This is a genomic window from Pseudomonas sp. NC02, from assembly GCF_002874965.1.
GTDB lineage: Bacteria > Pseudomonadota > Gammaproteobacteria > Pseudomonadales > Pseudomonadaceae > Aquipseudomonas.
Genome location: NZ_CP025624.1, coordinates 3,748,065 through 3,762,774, shown reverse-complemented (window position 1 = coordinate 3,762,774; position 14,710 = coordinate 3,748,065). Strand labels below are relative to the sequence as shown.

Here is a 14,710-nt window from a genome sequence, read left to right as displayed (position 1 = left end):
CGCGAGCAAGCCCGCTCCCACATGTTGATCCGGTTCCCGCCTCCAAGCCTTGCACACACCTATCTCCGCTTCGCGAGGTTTTGCCATGCAAACGCTAAGGCGCGTCTGGGAGCACCTGGAGGAAGGCTTTATCGCCATCCTGCTGGCCGCCATGACCCTGGTGACTTTTGTCTACGTCATGCTCAACAACATCTACACCCTGTTCTTTGCCCTTGCCGACAAGTGGGCGTGGAGCAGCGGTTTCTTCAACGCCCTGGGTGACCACACCATGGGCTGGGCCCAGGACATGACCTGGAGCGTGGCGCTGACCAAGGCCATGTTCGGCTGGCTGATTTTCTTCGGCATCTCCTACGGCGTGCGCACCGCCGGCCACTTGGGCGTGGACGCGCTGGTCAAGCTGACGCCGCGCCGGGTGCAGCGCCTGCTGGGCATGCTGGCTTGCCTGTGCTGCCTGGCCTACGCCGGGTTGTTCATGGTTGCCAGCTACAAATGGCTGAGTGCGGTCACCACCGCGCACATCGGCGCCGAAGACCTCGACAAGTTCGGCATCGACGTCGACGACATCGTGGTGATCGTGCCCATCGGCTTTGCCCTGGTGTTCATCCGCTACCTGGAAATTTTCTACCGCATCTTCACCCACCGCCAAACCGGGCTGGGCCTGGCCGACGAAGCCGGTGAAGCCAGCAAGTTGGCCGGCAGCCATGAGGAGCGTCACTGATGGCCGTTCTGTGTCTGTTTTTGCTGCTGTTCGTGTTCATGTTCCTCGGTGTGCCCATCGCGATTTCCCTGGGGTTGTCGGGCGCGGTGTCGATCCTGATGTTCAGCCCGGACTCGGTGAGTTCCCTGGCAATCAAGCTGTTTGAAACCTCGGACGCCTATACCTTCCTGGCGATTCCGTTCTTCCTGTTGTCGGGTGCGTTCATGACCACCGGTGGCGTGGCGCAGCGGCTGATCGACTTTGCCAACGCCTGCGTCGGGCATATCCGCGGCGGGCTGGCGATTGCGGCGGTGCTGGCATGCATGCTGTTTGCCGCACTGTCGGGCTCCTCGCCCGCGACAGTGGCGGCGGTGGGTTCGATTGCCGTGGCGGGCATGGTGCGCTCGGGCTACCCGAAGGAATTCGGCGCCGGGATCATCTGCAACGCCGGTACCCTGGGCATCCTGATTCCGCCGTCGATCGTGATGGTGGTGTACTCGGCCGCCACGGAAACCTCGGTGGGCAAGCTGTTCATGGCCGGGGTGATTCCGGGCCTGCTGCTGGGCTTGATGTTGATGGTCGCGATCTACATCGTCGCGCGCATCAAGAAACTGCCGGCCCAGCCACGGGCGACCTTCCGCGAGTGGCTGACCTGCGCCCGCCGGGCATTCTGGGGCCTGTTGCTGCTGGTGATCATCCTGGGCGGGATCTACAGCGGCATGTTCACCCCGACCGAAGCGGCGGCGGTGGCGGCGGTGTACTCGGCGTTTGTCGCGCTGTTCATCTACAAGGACATGAAGATCAGGGATTGCCCCAAGGTGCTGCTGGAGTCCGGGCGCCTGGCGATCATGCTGATGTTTATCATCGCCAACGCCATGCTCTTCGCTCACGTGCTGACCACGGAGCAGATTCCCCAGGAAATCACCGCGTGGGTGATCTCCGAGGGCCTGACGCCGATTGGTTTCCTGATCATGGTCAACGTGGTGCTGCTGGTGGCGGGCAGCTTTATGGAGCCGTCGGCGATCGTGCTGATCCTGGCGCCGATCTTTTTCCCGATTGCGATGAAGCTGGGGATCGACCCGATACACCTGGGGATTGTGATGGTGGTCAACATGGAGATTGGCCTGGTGCATCCGCCGGTGGGGTTGAACCTGTTTGTGACCTCGGCGGTGACCGGGCTGACGTTGGGGCAGACCATCCGCGCGGCGTTGCCGTGGCTGATGATCCTGCTGGTGTTCCTGATCATGGTGACTTACCTGCCGTTCATATCGCTGGCCTTGCCGCACTGGCTGGGGATGTAAACCCAACTTGAATCACGCCACAAAACAATGTGGGAGCGGGCAAGCCCGCTCCCACATTTGAGGTGTGCAGGGATTTATTTATCCATCGCACTCAAGATCGCATGGGCCACTTTCACCCGTTCGGCATTCGGGTAGTTCTTGTTCGCCAGGATCACCACCCCCAGGCCTTTGCTCGGCACGTACGCCACATAGGCGCCAAAACCACCGGTGGCGCCAGTCTTGTTCACCAGCGTGTCGGCATGGGGCGCTTGCGGTGGTGTCAGCCAGTTGACCTTGTGGGGCTGAAAGGCCATTTGCGCCGAGTTGCCTTCCGTCAATGCATCCAGCGTGATCGGGTAGGGGTACATCTCCCAGCCAAGGCCCTGGGTCATGCCATCCACCGTGTAGTAGCCGGTGTGGGTTGCGGCAATCGCCTGTTGCAGCGGCTTCTCCAGCGTCGCCGGGTGCATGTTCACTTCAACGTACTGAATCAGGTCCGAGGTGCTGGTCTTGATGCCGTAGGCCTCGGCGTCCAGGGCGCCAGGCCCGACGCGCACCGGTTTGCCGGACTTGTCGTAACCCTGGGCGTACAGGTTCATTTGTGACTTGGGTACGCTGATAAAGGTGTGCTTGAGGCCGAGTTTCGGCAGCAGGGTCTGCGCCATCAACCGGTCAAACGGCTGGCCCAGGCTTTGCGCTGCCAGGTGGCCGAACAGGCCGATGCTCGGGTTAGAATACAGGCGTTGCGTGCCGGGAGCGAAGTCCGGTTTCCAGTGCTGGTAGTAGCTGATCATCTTGCCGGCGTTATCGGACTCATCGGGGAATTGCAGGGGCAAGCCACCTGCGGTGTAGGTGCCGAGGTTGAGCAGGCTGATGTGGTCAAACGTGTCGCCGCGCAATGCCGGCAGGTATTGGCTGGCCGGGTCCGACAGCTTCAGCTTGCCGTTGGCCAGGGCATAGCCGGCGAGGGTGGCGGTGAAGGTCTTGCTCACCGAGCCGATTTCAAACAGGGTGTTTTCGGTGACGGGCTGCTTGCTCTCCTTGCTGGCAACGCCGTAGTTAAAGTATTGCGCCTTGCCGTTCTGTACGATCGCCACCGACAGGCCGGCGATGTCCTGTTGCTGCATCAGGGGCTGGACAGTACTGTCCACGACCTGGCGCATGTCGGTAGCCGCCATGCAGTTGCCTGCGCCGAGCAATAAGGCGAATATCGCGGTGTTGCGCACGGTTGGAAAAAGGGATGTGTACATGATGACGTGACTTCCATGAAGGTGATCGGGTGAATACCGTTGCCTGCGCAGGCGCCGCAAATCTAGGCAGTTTGTGATCCCGCGGCAAACAATGATATCTCGCAACAGCCATTAGAAAAATTAGGGTCAAGCCATGCTCCGTTCCCATTTGCCACTCAACGCGCTGCGAGCCTTCGAGGCGTCTGCGCGGCATTTGAGTTTTACCCGGGCGGCGATTGAACTGTGCGTCACCCAGGCGGCGGTCAGTCACCAGGTGAAAAGCCTGGAGGCGCAGCTCAATGTCACGCTGTTCAAACGCCTGCCCCGGGGCCTGATGCTCACCAGCGAGGGCGAGACCCTGCTGCCGGTGTTGCGCGAATCCTTCGACCGGATAGCTCAAACCTTAGGCCAGTTTGAAGGTGGGCATTACCGCGAAGTATTGACGGTAGGCGCGGTGGGCACCTTTGCAGTGGGCTGGCTGTTGCCGCGGCTTGCGGATTTCCAGGCGCGCTACCCGTTTATCGACTTGCGCCTGTCCACCAACAACAACCGCGTCGACGTGGCGGCCGAAGGCCTGGATTACGCAATCCGGTTTGGTTCCGGCGCGTGGCACGGCACCGAGGCGTGCCAATTGCTGGAGGCGCCGCTGACGGTGCTGTGCGTGCCGCAACTCGCTCGGCAATTGCAGGCTCCGGCGGACCTGTTGAAGCACACGCTGCTGCGCTCATATCGCGCGGATGAGTGGACGCAATGGTTCCAGGCCGCGGGCTTGCCTGCCGATACGCTGGTGCCGCGCAGTATCGTTTTCGACTCGTCCCTGGCGATGATGGAGGCGGCGCTGCAAGGGGCGGGGGTGGCCCTGGCGCCGGCGATGATGTTCAGCCGGCAGTTGGCGACGGACGTGATTCGCCAGCCGTTCGAGATCGGCATCACCACCGGCAGTTATTGGCTGACGCGCTTGCAGTCACGGGCCGAGACGCCGGCGATGCTGGCGTTCAAGACGTGGTTGCGTGAAGTGGCCATGCACTGAGGTTGGGTCGACGCTGTGGCGAGGGAGCTTGCTCCCGCTGGGCTGCGTAGCGGCCCCAAAGAAGCGACGGTGTTAGTTCAGCAAGAACGCGGCGGATGGTTTCAGGGTCGCTGCGCAACCCAACGGGAGCAAGCTCCCTCGCCACAGGTTATTCTCCCACTCGGTCTGCCACTGATCATAAGAGGCTGCAATGCAAACTTCCGGCGTAGACATCCGTCAACTCAAGGCCTTCGTGGTGGTGGCCGAGGAGCTCAGCTTCGTGCGCGCCGCGACCCGCCTGCATGTCTCGCAACCGGCGCTGTCCCAGACCATCCGCCAGTTTGAGGCGCTGCTGGACGTACAACTGTTCCAACGCAACACCCGCAACGTAGCACTGACCGAAGCCGGCCTGGCCTTGCTGGTAGAGGCGCGGGAAATCGTCAATGGGGTAAGCCGCCTGGTACGCACCGCCCACGAACATGCACGCGGCGTACGCGGCTCATTGAATATCGGCTTCCTGATCGGCGCGGGTGTGGACTTGATGCCGCAAATCCTCAGCGTGTTCGCCAAGCGCTACCCGGAGATCGAACTGGTGGTGCGCGAGTATGACTTCGGCTCGCCCCATGCCGGGATCGACGAGGGCATGGACGTGTCGGTGCTGCGCCCGCCACTGGGCCTGCCGGACATCGAGTTGCACACCCTGGTGACCGAACCCTGCGTGGCGTGCCTGGCGTCCAGCCACCGGTTGGCCGGGGAGAGCAGCGTGAGCATCTACGACGTACTGGATGAGCCGATCATTGCTGCACCGGGAGTGGGCGTGTGGCGCAGTTTCTGGACCGCCGACGCGTACCGCGATGGCCAGCCGGCGCGGATCGTCCATGAAGCTTCGACGGTGGAGACCGAGTTGCAGGCGGTGGCGTCGGAGCGCGGGATCAGTATCACCGCGCTGTCCACTGCACGTTTTTATGCACGGCCCGGCCTGGCCTTCCCGGTGATCAGCGATATGCCGATGTGTGAAGTGGCGGTCGCCTTGCCGCCACAACCGAGTGTGGCGGCGCGCAACTTTGCCGAGTTGGCAATGGAAGTGGCGAGCAGCCGGGGTTAGTCAGGACAGGTCGTGCAGGGATTTGCCGTTGGGCGCACTTACCTGAAGCTCGGAAAACTCCACCTCCAGCCCGCCACGTTCCGGCGTGCAGCAATAAGGCCCCACCTGATACGACGCAGCCACGGGGAACGGCGCCAGGCGCACCAATGGCCAGCTCACGCCATCCACCGACACCTGCACGCGCAGCACGCCCTTGGCCACGGTGGCGCGAATCCAGAACGCCTCGGGATCACCCGGGAACACACCGGTGGCCCAGTCCGACACACCATCGGTCAATACGCTGCTCAACAGCGTCACACCGTCGGACAGTTCCGCACCGATCTTCACCCAATGCGCTTCATCCACCCGCACCATCAACCCGGCCTGGTCATACAGGTGGGTAAACGCGCTGTGGATCTTGACCTGGGCGGTGAAGTCACCGTCGGTTTCAACAAACAGGAAATGCCCGTTGTCGCGCACAAAACCATAGTGGGTTTCGCGCCAGAAATCGGTGCTGGCATCGGTGCGCACCTTGAGGCGCTCGCCTTCTTGGCTCCATTGCTGGGGTTGATTGAGCCAACTGGCCTGTTCAAACATCGGGAAGCTCCTTGAAGGTGACAAGACAAAACCCCGGCGCCCGGGGTTTTGTTGTTTGGCTGCAATCAGCGGCTAGTGGTCGAGCAATTTGCCGCTCGGCCCGGCGGTGCCATTGTTAAGGCGCGTGCGCAGCGAAAACAACCACCACAGCACGCCGACCCCGAGTGTAACCCCGGTGGTGATGGCGCCGGTGTGGCTTTCTTCGGGCACGCTCAGGGTCAGGATCACCGCGATGGCCCACAGGCCGCCGAGGACGATCATCGGCAACAACCACTTGCCCAGGCTGAACACACCCGCAGGCGCCCCCGGCATCCGGCCATTTTTATAGGCCAGGTACGCGGCAATCAGCGTCAGCAGGTAGGTGCAGTAGTAGGTCAGGCCGACCATCGAGTAGATCGCCGTGACAAACCCGCCGCTCGCCAGGTTCAGCAGCACGGCGATGGCGGTGATCAGCACGATGGCGGCGACCGGCGTACCGAAGTGCGGGTTGATCTTCGCCAGCACCTTGGAGCCCGGCAGCATGTTGTCCCGGGACAAGGCGAAGGTCATGCGCGTGGCCACCGCCATGTTGGCGATGAGGCAGGCGAGGATCGAGGCGAAGGCGATCACGATCATGCCCACGCCGGCGGCGTTGCCCAGTTGCAGGCGCACGATATTGATCACCGGGTTTTCGCTGTGGCTGAGCAGCTCGCTGACCGACCCCGGGATCGCAATGCTCAGCAAGGCGAACACCACGAAGCCCAATACACTGGACACCAGCACCGCACGAATCATCGCCCGGGGCGCGGCGCGGCGTGGGTCCTTGGTTTCTTCGGACAGGTCGGCGGCGCCCTCCCAGCCCAGCAGCACCGAGACCGGCAGCAAGGTGGCGAGGGCGAGGGTGGTGAAGCTGAGGGTGCCGCCGCTCACCGGTTGTGCCGAGGTCAGGATCGCCACGCCCTGGGTGTGCTCGAAGAAGAAAAACACCCCGAAGAACAACGCAATCGCCAGCAGCACCGTGCCGATGATTTCGATGATCGCGCCGATGTCGTTGATCCGCGTGGCCAGGCGAATCCCGCAGATGTTCAGCAGGCCTACCACCAGCGTGGCACCGATGCTCAGGCCCTGGATCTGGCCCTGTGTCGGGTTGGCCCAGATCTCCGGCGCGAACACCGTGCCGATGGCCGCCGAGGTGGCGGCTGTACCGGCGACAAACGAGGTGAACGCGACCCAGCCGGTAAACCAGCCGAAGTGATTGCCCGCCAACCGGCTGGACCATTGGTAGGCGTAGCCGGTAAGCGGAATGCGCCCGGCCAGGTGGCAGTAGACCATGACGATGCAGCACACCAGCGGGATCACCAGCAGCCACAAAAGGATGCCGATACCGCCGACGCGGTTGAACGGGTCGGCGAACAGCGTGACCACCCCGGTGTTGATCGAGACCATGGAAAAGGCCAGGGCAAACGAGGTGAACGAACTCATGGTGCGGTGCATCTTTTGCTCGTAGCCGAGGCTGGCCAGGTCGGCGTCGTCGCTGGACAGCGGGGCCTGGGCATTCGGCGGGGCGGTCACGGTGTTTTCAACGAATGTGCTCATGGCCGTTGCTCCTCGATGATGCCGATCACCTCGTCCAGCACATCGAGGGCCTTGGCCAGCAACGGGCGTTCGATATCCAGAGGAGGCTTGACCTTGATCAGGTTACCCAGCCCGGCGTATCGGCTTTCGCCAAACAATACGCCGCGCTCCACCCCAAGGCGATACACCTCCTGGGATTCCCGGCAGGCCGGTTCCTTGGTGGTGCGGTCCTTGACCAGCTCGATGGACGCCATCAGCCCGGGGCAGCGCACGTCGCCGATCAGCGGGTGGCGGGTTTGCATGTCCTTGAGGCGGGCGGTGATGTAGTCGCCGGAGTCGCGGGCCTTTTCGCAGAGGTTGTCGGCGACGATCGCTTCCACCGTGGCGTAGCCGGCGGCCAGCGAGACCGGGAAGTGGCCGAAGGTCAGGGCTTCTTCACCTTCGTCGAACCACTTGAGCTTGTCATCGGCGAGGATCCCGGCCAGCGGGAAGCCGCCGCCGACGCCTTTGCCGAACACGATGATGTCGGGCAGCACGTCGTAATAGTCCGCAGCGAACATCGTGCCCATGCGCCCGAAACCGGTCTGCACTTCATCAAAAATCAGCAGCACGCCTAAGCGGTCGCAGATCTCGCGCACGCCTTTGTAGTAGGAGCGGGGGAACTCGATATGCCCGCCATTGCCCTGGATCGGTTCCATCATCACTGCTGCCACGCCACCGTCGACGCCCTTGAGGATGGTTTCTTCCAGCAGGCCAAGGCACAGCTGCGACTCGGTTTCCGGGTCCATGCCCAGGCGCGTGCGGTACGGGTTGGGGTGGGGGACGCGGGTGAAACGTGGCTGGATCGCCAGGAACGGATTGTTCGGGTGCGGCCAACTGGCGCCGAGGGTGGCCAGGGAGCGGCCGTGGTAGCCGTCCTGCAGCACCAGCAGGTTCTGTGCGCCGGGGCGGTTCTTGAAAGCCAGTTTCATCGCCATTTCACCGGCGAGGCTGCCATGCAGGGCAAAGCCCATCTGGTTGAGGGCGCCCGGGGAGACTTCCCGCAGCTTCTTCACCAGCCGGGTGTGGGCCGGTGAGCCAAAGTTGGGGCGGATGTGAGTCATTTCGCGCAATTGCGCAACGGCGGCTTCCACCACCCGGGGGTCATTGGCCCCCAAATTGTTCGACCAGGCCTGGGCGGTACAGTCGATGTATTCCTTGCCCTGGTCGTCCCATACCAGCGAGCCTCGGGCCTTGACCAGGTTGATCTTGGCGGGTGCGGTGTTCATCACTTCATTCATCTGCGTTATCTCTTTTGTTAGGGCGGCAGTGTTTGGGGATGTGTGCAGTTAGAGTTGTGACTCGCTGCATCGAGTTGACCCGATGCTAGTCCCGGGGACGGGAGGAATAGAAAGACCGATTGCAGTGGGATTGATTGGCGTGGCTTATTAATAGAATCCTCTGAAACAAAATGAAACATTTGTCGCGGGCCAGCCTCTACCGTATCTCCACGACGAGTACTTCTATGAAAATTCCGCGTCCCTCTTCGCGAATGCCCCACCTCACGCAACTGCGCAACCTGAAGATGGCGCGCTCCGCCCACGCCTATGTGCGGGGCAGTACGGTTCAGTTTTACGAGTGGTTGCACAGCCAGCGCGGCCGGCGCTTGCCCCACGGGCCGGCGATCTGGATCTGCGGCGACTGCCACGCCGGTAACCTTGGGCCCACGGGCGATACCAAGGGCCGGATCGACATGCATATCCGTGACCTTGACCAGGCGGTGATCGGCAATCCGGCCCATGACCTGGTGCGCCTGGCCTTGTCCCTGGCCACCGCTGCGCGGGGTTCGGACCTGCCGGGGGTGACCACCGCGCGCATGCTTGAAGAGATGATGGTGGGCTACGCGCAGGCGTTTAAAGACAAGCCCGACGAGGCACCGCCGCGCCCGTCCCAGGTCAAGGCCGGGATGCGCAGTGCGGTGGAGCGCACCTGGAAGAATCTGGCTCGCGAACGTATTGAAAACACCCGGCCGACGATTCCGCTGGGCAAGCATTTCTGGTCGTTGTCGCGGGCGGAAAAATCAGCCCTTGAAACGTTGTGCGCGTCGGATGAAATCCACCGGCTGGTGACTTCGCTCAAAGGCCGCTCCAACGACGCCGAGGTTGAGCTGCTGGACTCGGCCTATTGGGTCAAGGGTTGCAGCTCCCTTGGGTTGCTGCGTTATGCGGTGTTGCTGGGAGTAGGGGACAAGTCTGATCAGGAATACTGCCTGCTCGACATCAAGGAAGCGGTAGGCGCTGCGGCGCCGCGTGCGGCCCGGGCAAAAATGCCTCGGGATAACGGCCGGCGGGTGGTGGAGGGCGCGCGGCACCTGTCACCGGCGTTGGGGGAGCGGATGTTGGCCACGCGGTTTCTGGATCACGGGTTTTTCATCCGCGAACTGCTGCCCCAGGACATGAAGCTGGAGCTGGATGAGCTGAGCGAGATCGATGCGATGCACGCGGCCGGGTACCTGGCGCGGGTGGTCGGCGTGGCCCATGCGCGGCAGATGGACCGGGATACGCGCAAGGACTGGATGGCGCAGTTGCAAGAGAACCGCTCCAGGCAACTGGATGCGCCTTCGTGGCTGTGGACCAGTGTGGTGCAGTTGGTGGGGAGCCATGAGGAAGGGTATTTGAATCATTGCCGGCGGTATGCGCTGGAGCACTGACCTCAAGAAAGCTGAAAGTCCCCTGTGGGAGCGGGCTTGCTCGCGAAAGCGGTGGATCAGTCAAACATCTGCTGACTGACACACCGCTTTCGCGAGCAAGCCCGCTCCCACATGAGTTGGGTGGTGTTTTGGAGGGCGGGTTACACCAGGTATTTCTTGAACCAGCCCAACGTCCGCTCCCACGCCAGATTCGCCGCCGCCTCGTCATACCTCGGCGTGGAATCGTTGTGGAAGCCGTGATTGGCGCCCTTGTAGATAAACGCCTCATAGGTCGTGCCGGCCGCCTTCAACGCTTTCTCATACGCCGGCCAGCCCTCATTGATCCGCGTATCCAGCTCACCGTAATGCAACATGATCGGTGCCTTGATCCGTGGCACATCCTTGGCTTCCGGCTGGCGCCCATAAAACGACACCGCCGCACCCAGCTCCGGATAAGCCACGGCCGCCGCATTCGTCACGCCGCCGCCATAACAGAACCCGGTAATGCCCACCTTGCCGGTGCTTGCATCGTGGTGCATCAACCATTCGATGGCCGCGAAAAAGTCGTTCATCAGCTTCTCGGGATCGACTTTCTGTTGCAACTCCACACCTTTCTCATCATTGCCGGGATAGCCGCCCACCGAGGTCAGGCCATCCGGCGCCAGGGCAATGAATCCGGCCTTGGCCAACCGACGGGCGACGTCTTCGATATACGGGTTCAACCCCCGGTTTTCATGCACCACCACCACCGCCGGCACCTTGCCGCTGGCCTTGGCCGGGCGCACCAGGTAGCCGCGCACCGTGCCGTTGCCCTTGGGTGACGGGTAGGTGATGTAGTCGGCGACGATATCCGGGTCGGTGAATTTCACCTGCTCGGCCAGGGCGTAGTTGGGGCTCAGGGCGGCGAGCAGGGCGGAGGCCGTCAGCCCGCCGAAGGTGAACAGTGCTGCGCGGTCGAGAAATTCCCGGCGGTTGATCTTGCCGTGGGCGTAGCCGTCGTAAAGCTCCAGCAGTTCAGGGGCGAAGTCTTTGGCGGTCAGACGAGTCATCGGTAGCGTCCTCGATTAGCGGTGGGACTGAATGTAGACCAGTATCAGGCTTCCCGGCCATGGGCCGCGGCGGCCAGTTGCCCAGTGTCGACCCGCACGAAGACCGAATCGCCAATCGCCGTCAGCACGCCATCGGCGTACACCTCGCACACCACGCGGCTTTTGCTCCCCACGTCACCTTCGACTTTCGCGCGCAAGGTCAGCGGCACGCCCATGGGTGTCGGCTTGATGAATTTGATTCCCAGGTTGCCGGTGACGCAGTCGATACGCGGCAGGCTGCCGGGTTCGCGTTGCTCGGCCCGGTAGTGGTAGGCCATGGCGGTCCAGTTCGAGTGGCAGTCCACCAGCATCGCGATCAGACCGCCATAGACCAGGTCTGGCCAGCCGCTGTATCGGGCGTCGGGCTGGTGCTCGGCGATCACGTGGATGCCGTCGGCGTCCCAGCGGCTCTTGATGTGCAGCCCGTGGGGGTTGCTGCTGCCGCAGCCATAACAGACGCCTTCGGGGGCGGTGGTGTCTTGCAGGGAAAGCGCGGGCATCGTGGCTCCTTGTTGTTTGAGTTCCGTCGAGGCACGAGCCTAATGCCAGGCGCGTGAATAAATCCAGCGCCTACGCTGTTAGCAGTGCACAGCGTGTTCATTCCCGGTTGAGAATCCCATGAAATCTCGATTGCCAGCGGTCTTCCTTGCCTTCGCCACCTTGTCCAACGCGTACGCCGTGGAATACACCGACGTGAATCCGACGGCCAGCACCATCAGCTTCACCTATGACCAGATGGGCCAAGAGGTGTACGGCACGTTTGGCACCTATTCGGCGACCCTGAATTTCGACACGCAAAACCCGGCTGCCGCCAGCACCGTACTGACCATCCAGCTGCCGAGCATCAATGCCGGCAGCGACGACGCCAACACCGAACTGCCCAAGCCCGGCTGGTTCGACATGACCACCTACCCGGTGGGCACCTTCACCTCGACCCACATCACTGACCTGGGCGACAACCGTTACCTGTTCAGCGGCAACCTGACCCTCAAGGGCCAGACCCGGCCGGTGGAGGTCAAGGTGGCCCTCAAGGAGCAGAGCGGCATTGGCGTGTTCGACGGCGAATTCGTGCTCAAGCGCGATGACTTCAGGATCGGCGCGGGGGAGTGGGCGGACAGCGTGGTGTCCAATGCGATTGTCATCAAGTTCAAGATGGTTGCGCCTGAGCGCTGATGGCTAGCGGGCGAACTTCTTGGCCCCCGCCACGCACGCAATCACCGCGACGGTCACCCCCAGCATGCCCAGGCTCACCTGCTCATGCAGCAGCGTGGCCGCCAGTGCCAGGCCGAAAAACGGTTGCAGCAACTGCAATTGCCCGACGGCGGCAATGCCGCCCTGGGCCAGCCCGCGGTACCAGAACACAAACCCGATCAGCATGCTGAACAGCGACACATAGGCCAGGCTCAGCCAGGCCGGCAGGCTGATGCTCACGAAAGTGCCCGGGGCGAGGATTGCCGTCAGCGGGGCCACAATCGGCAGCGAGATCACCAGCGCCCAGCAGATCACCTGCCAGCCGCCCAGGGTGCGTGAGAGCCTGGCCCCTTCGGCATAACCGAGGCCGCACACCAGGATTGCCAACAGCATCAGCAAATCCCCGGCGGGCGCAGCGCTCAGGCCCTGGGCAACCGCGTAGCCCACCACCAGCAGGCTGCCCAGGATCGAAAACAGCCAGAACACCAACTTGGGCCGCTCGCCGCCGCGCCATACGCCGAAGACCGCAGTGGCTAACGGCAGCAGGCCGACAAATACGATGGAATGGGCACTGGTGACGTACTGCAAGGCCAGTGCGGTGAGCAAAGGAAAGCCGATCACCACGCCCAGCGCGACGATTGCCAGGGGCAGCAACTGACTGCGGGCCGGGGTTTTTTCCTTGAACAGCCACAGCAGGCACAGGCCGAGCAGGGCGGCGATGGTGGCGCGGGCGACGGTCAGGAATACCGGATCGAACTCCAGCACCGCTAGGCGCGTGGCTGGCAGCGAGCCGCTGAAGATCACCACGCCGATCAAACCGTTGATCCAGCCGCTGGCGTTGTTTTCCCGGGTGTTGAGGTGGGTGGTTCGTTCCATGGGTGTAGGGCTCGATAGGGATAAGTTGCGTCCTGCGCATCCTATGATTCACTATCAAGACAATCAAAAAATTGTCATGGATACATCGCCTATGCCCCGCGCCCGCTACAAGACATTGGTGGACACCTTCGCCCGGGATATCCGTTCGGGCGCGCTGGCGGCGGGCACCCGGTTGCCGACGCACCGCCAGTTGGCCGCCAGCCATGGCCTGGCGCTGGTCACCGCCAGCCGGGTGTACACCGAGCTTGAGGCCATGGGCCTGGTCAGTGGTGAAACCGGGCGCGGAACCTTTGTGCGGGAAATCGCGTTGTCGCCAGGGCAGGGCGTCGGCCAGATCGCGGTGGCGGCGGGCATGATCGATCTCAACTTCAACTACCCGTCGCTGCCGGGCCAGACCGACCTGCTGCGCACCGCATTGCGCCAGTTGGCGTTGTCCGGCGACCTGGCGGCGCTGCTGCGCTATCAGCCTCACGCCGGTCGGCTGCATGAGCGGGCAGCGGTGGCGCGTCATCTGCTGAGTCGTGGGTTGACGGTGCAGGCCGAGCAGGTGCTGATCGTCAGCGGTGCCCAGCATGGGCTGGCGGTGACCATGATGTCGCTGCTCAAGCCCGGCGATGTGGTGGCGGTGGATGCGCTGACCTATTCCGGGTTCAAGGTACTGGCCGAGACTCTGCACCTGGAAATCGTCGCGATCCCGGTGACCGCGACGGGCCCCGACTTGGCCTTTCTTGAACAACTCTGCGCCCGGCGCCCGGTACGCGCCGTGTACAGCATGCCGACCCTGCATAACCCGTTGGGCTGGGTGATGAACATGGCGCAGCGCGAGCACCTGGTGGCGATTGCCCGTCGGCATGACCTGATCCTGATCGAGGATGCTGCCTACGCGTTTTTAGCCGAGGACGCGCCACCGCCCGTGGCCGAACTGGCACCGGAACGCACGGTGTATGTGTCGGGGCTTTCCAAGAGCGTCGCCACCGGCCTGCGGGTGGGTTACGTGGCTGCGCCGCTGCCGTGGATGGCGGCGCTGGAACGTACGGTCATGGCCACCACCTGGAACACCCCGGGGGTGATGACTGCGGTGGCTGCCGCGTGGATCGACGACGGCACGGTGCTGCAACTGGAAGCGCAAAAGCGTGAAGACGCCCAGGCGCGCCAGGCGGTGGCCGATGAGGTGTTGGCGGGGCTCACTGTGATCCGCCATCCGTCTTCGTATTTCTTGTGGTTGCCGTTGCCGGAGGATGCCCGCGCCGACCAGATCACCATGGCGCTGGCCCGGGAGAATATCTCGGTGTCCACCGCCGAGCCGTTTGCCGTCTCGGCCCACGTGCCCCATGCCTTGCGTGTGGCGCTGGGGTCGGTGGACCGGGAGGTGCTGCGCGAGGCGTTGGTGAAAGTGCGCTGGGCGGTGGAGGCGTGCTAGGGGGCCGGATCGTTCCC

At 63.0% G+C, this 14,710-nt stretch carries 14 protein-coding genes; 7 read left to right on the top strand and 7 right to left on the bottom strand.

The annotated features are described in order from the left end of the window. Window positions 1–85: 85 nt before the first annotated feature. A complete protein-coding gene (locus tag C0058_RS17820; RefSeq protein WP_003215060.1) occupies window positions 86–718 on the top strand; it encodes a TRAP transporter small permease in 633 nt (210 codons plus the stop codon). Continuing rightward, a complete protein-coding gene (dctM, locus tag C0058_RS17815; RefSeq protein WP_003215062.1) occupies window positions 718–1,998 on the top strand; it encodes a C4-dicarboxylate TRAP transporter large permease protein DctM in 1,281 nt (426 codons plus the stop codon). Before C0058_RS17820 ends, dctM begins: the two co-directional genes overlap by 1 nt. A gap of 74 nt (window positions 1,999–2,072) precedes the next feature. Here the strand turns inward: dctM and ampC are convergent, their stop codons facing one another. After that, window positions 2,073–3,227, bottom strand: a complete 1,155-nt coding sequence (gene ampC / locus C0058_RS17810; RefSeq protein WP_102369221.1) for a class C beta-lactamase — start codon at window positions 3,225–3,227, stop codon at window positions 2,073–2,075. 133 nt (window positions 3,228–3,360) lie between these two features. On the opposite strand from ampC, the gene C0058_RS17805 reads away from it, so the two are divergent. Both C0058_RS17805 and C0058_RS17800 read left to right on the top strand, forming a co-directional pair. After that, window positions 3,361–4,236, top strand: a complete 876-nt coding sequence (locus C0058_RS17805) for a LysR family transcriptional regulator (protein ID WP_102369220.1) — start codon at window positions 3,361–3,363, stop codon at window positions 4,234–4,236. 190 nt (window positions 4,237–4,426) lie between these two features. After that, window positions 4,427–5,320 carry a LysR family transcriptional regulator gene (locus C0058_RS17800; RefSeq protein ID WP_003215068.1) on the top strand — a complete coding sequence of 298 codons (894 nt, stop codon included), beginning with the start codon at window positions 4,427–4,429 and terminating at the stop codon, window positions 5,318–5,320. On the opposite strand, the gene C0058_RS17795 is transcribed toward C0058_RS17800, so the two are convergent. The 3 genes from C0058_RS17795 to C0058_RS17785 form a co-directional block, all read right to left on the bottom strand. After that, the gene (locus C0058_RS17795; RefSeq protein WP_102369219.1) at window positions 5,321–5,896 is read right to left on the bottom strand and encodes a DUF1349 domain-containing protein; all 576 of its coding nucleotides are present in this window, start codon (window positions 5,894–5,896) and stop codon (window positions 5,321–5,323) included. It lies immediately after the preceding gene. A gap of 72 nt (window positions 5,897–5,968) precedes the next feature. After that, window positions 5,969–7,471, bottom strand: coding sequence for an APC family permease (locus C0058_RS17790; protein WP_087695002.1), 1,503 nt, complete (start codon window positions 7,469–7,471; stop codon window positions 5,969–5,971). After that, the gene (locus C0058_RS17785) at window positions 7,468–8,730 is read right to left on the bottom strand and encodes an aspartate aminotransferase family protein (RefSeq protein WP_087695004.1); all 1,263 of its coding nucleotides are present in this window, start codon (window positions 8,728–8,730) and stop codon (window positions 7,468–7,470) included. The genes C0058_RS17790 and C0058_RS17785 overlap by 4 nt, the downstream gene beginning before the upstream one ends. A gap of 224 nt (window positions 8,731–8,954) precedes the next feature. Here C0058_RS17785 and C0058_RS17780 point away from each other — a divergent pair, with 224 nt between their 5' ends. Beyond that, complete coding sequence (locus tag C0058_RS17780) at window positions 8,955–10,139, top strand: DUF2252 family protein (RefSeq protein ID WP_102369218.1); 1,185 nt, start codon at window positions 8,955–8,957, stop codon at window positions 10,137–10,139. Window positions 10,140–10,279: 140 nt separating this feature from the next. On the opposite strand, the gene yghX is transcribed toward C0058_RS17780, so the two are convergent. Then, a complete protein-coding gene (gene yghX, locus C0058_RS17775) occupies window positions 10,280–11,167 on the bottom strand; it encodes a YghX family hydrolase (RefSeq protein WP_063029644.1) in 888 nt (295 codons plus the stop codon). Window positions 11,168–11,211: 44 nt separating this feature from the next. Beyond that, window positions 11,212–11,706, bottom strand: coding sequence for a PaaI family thioesterase (locus C0058_RS17770; protein WP_102369217.1), 495 nt, complete (start codon window positions 11,704–11,706; stop codon window positions 11,212–11,214). Between the two features lie 118 nt (window positions 11,707–11,824). On the opposite strand from C0058_RS17770, the gene C0058_RS17765 reads away from it, so the two are divergent. After that, window positions 11,825–12,379: a YceI family protein gene (locus C0058_RS17765; protein WP_102369216.1), complete on the top strand. Its 555-nt coding sequence runs from the start codon at window positions 11,825–11,827 to the stop codon at window positions 12,377–12,379. Between the two features lie 3 nt (window positions 12,380–12,382). Here C0058_RS17765 and C0058_RS17760 read toward each other — a convergent pair whose 3' ends face one another. Beyond that, complete coding sequence (locus C0058_RS17760; RefSeq protein ID WP_102369215.1) at window positions 12,383–13,273, bottom strand: DMT family transporter; 891 nt, start codon at window positions 13,271–13,273, stop codon at window positions 12,383–12,385. A 91-nt stretch (window positions 13,274–13,364) separates the two neighbouring features. Here C0058_RS17760 and C0058_RS17755 point away from each other — a divergent pair, with 91 nt between their 5' ends. Then, window positions 13,365–14,693 carry a PLP-dependent aminotransferase family protein gene (locus tag C0058_RS17755; protein ID WP_102369214.1) on the top strand — a complete coding sequence of 443 codons (1,329 nt, stop codon included), beginning with the start codon at window positions 13,365–13,367 and terminating at the stop codon, window positions 14,691–14,693. The last annotated feature ends 17 nt before the right edge of the window (window positions 14,694–14,710 follow it).

What these genes read in the sequence shown, in the direction of transcription:
- C0058_RS17820 (WP_003215060.1), top strand. Translation starts at nt 86, where the DNA reads ATGCAAACGCTAAGGCGCGTCTGGGAGCACCTGGAGGAAGGCTTTATC.
- dctM (WP_003215062.1), top strand. Translation starts at nt 718, where the DNA reads ATGGCCGTTCTGTGTCTGTTTTTGCTGCTGTTCGTGTTCATGTTCCTC.
- ampC (WP_102369221.1), bottom strand. Translation starts at nt 3,227, where the DNA reads ATGTACACATCCCTTTTTCCAACCGTGCGCAACACCGCGATATTCGCC.
- C0058_RS17805 (WP_102369220.1), top strand. Translation starts at nt 3,361, where the DNA reads ATGCTCCGTTCCCATTTGCCACTCAACGCGCTGCGAGCCTTCGAGGCG.
- C0058_RS17800 (WP_003215068.1), top strand. Translation starts at nt 4,427, where the DNA reads ATGCAAACTTCCGGCGTAGACATCCGTCAACTCAAGGCCTTCGTGGTG.
- C0058_RS17795 (WP_102369219.1), bottom strand. Translation starts at nt 5,896, where the DNA reads ATGTTTGAACAGGCCAGTTGGCTCAATCAACCCCAGCAATGGAGCCAA.
- C0058_RS17790 (WP_087695002.1), bottom strand. Translation starts at nt 7,471, where the DNA reads ATGAGCACATTCGTTGAAAACACCGTGACCGCCCCGCCGAATGCCCAG.
- C0058_RS17785 (WP_087695004.1), bottom strand. Translation starts at nt 8,730, where the DNA reads ATGAATGAAGTGATGAACACCGCACCCGCCAAGATCAACCTGGTCAAG.
- C0058_RS17780 (WP_102369218.1), top strand. Translation starts at nt 8,955, where the DNA reads ATGAAAATTCCGCGTCCCTCTTCGCGAATGCCCCACCTCACGCAACTG.
- yghX (WP_063029644.1), bottom strand. Translation starts at nt 11,167, where the DNA reads ATGACTCGTCTGACCGCCAAAGACTTCGCCCCTGAACTGCTGGAGCTT.
- C0058_RS17770 (WP_102369217.1), bottom strand. Translation starts at nt 11,706, where the DNA reads ATGCCCGCGCTTTCCCTGCAAGACACCACCGCCCCCGAAGGCGTCTGT.
- C0058_RS17765 (WP_102369216.1), top strand. Translation starts at nt 11,825, where the DNA reads ATGAAATCTCGATTGCCAGCGGTCTTCCTTGCCTTCGCCACCTTGTCC.
- C0058_RS17760 (WP_102369215.1), bottom strand. Translation starts at nt 13,273, where the DNA reads ATGGAACGAACCACCCACCTCAACACCCGGGAAAACAACGCCAGCGGC.
- C0058_RS17755 (WP_102369214.1), top strand. Translation starts at nt 13,365, where the DNA reads ATGCCCCGCGCCCGCTACAAGACATTGGTGGACACCTTCGCCCGGGAT.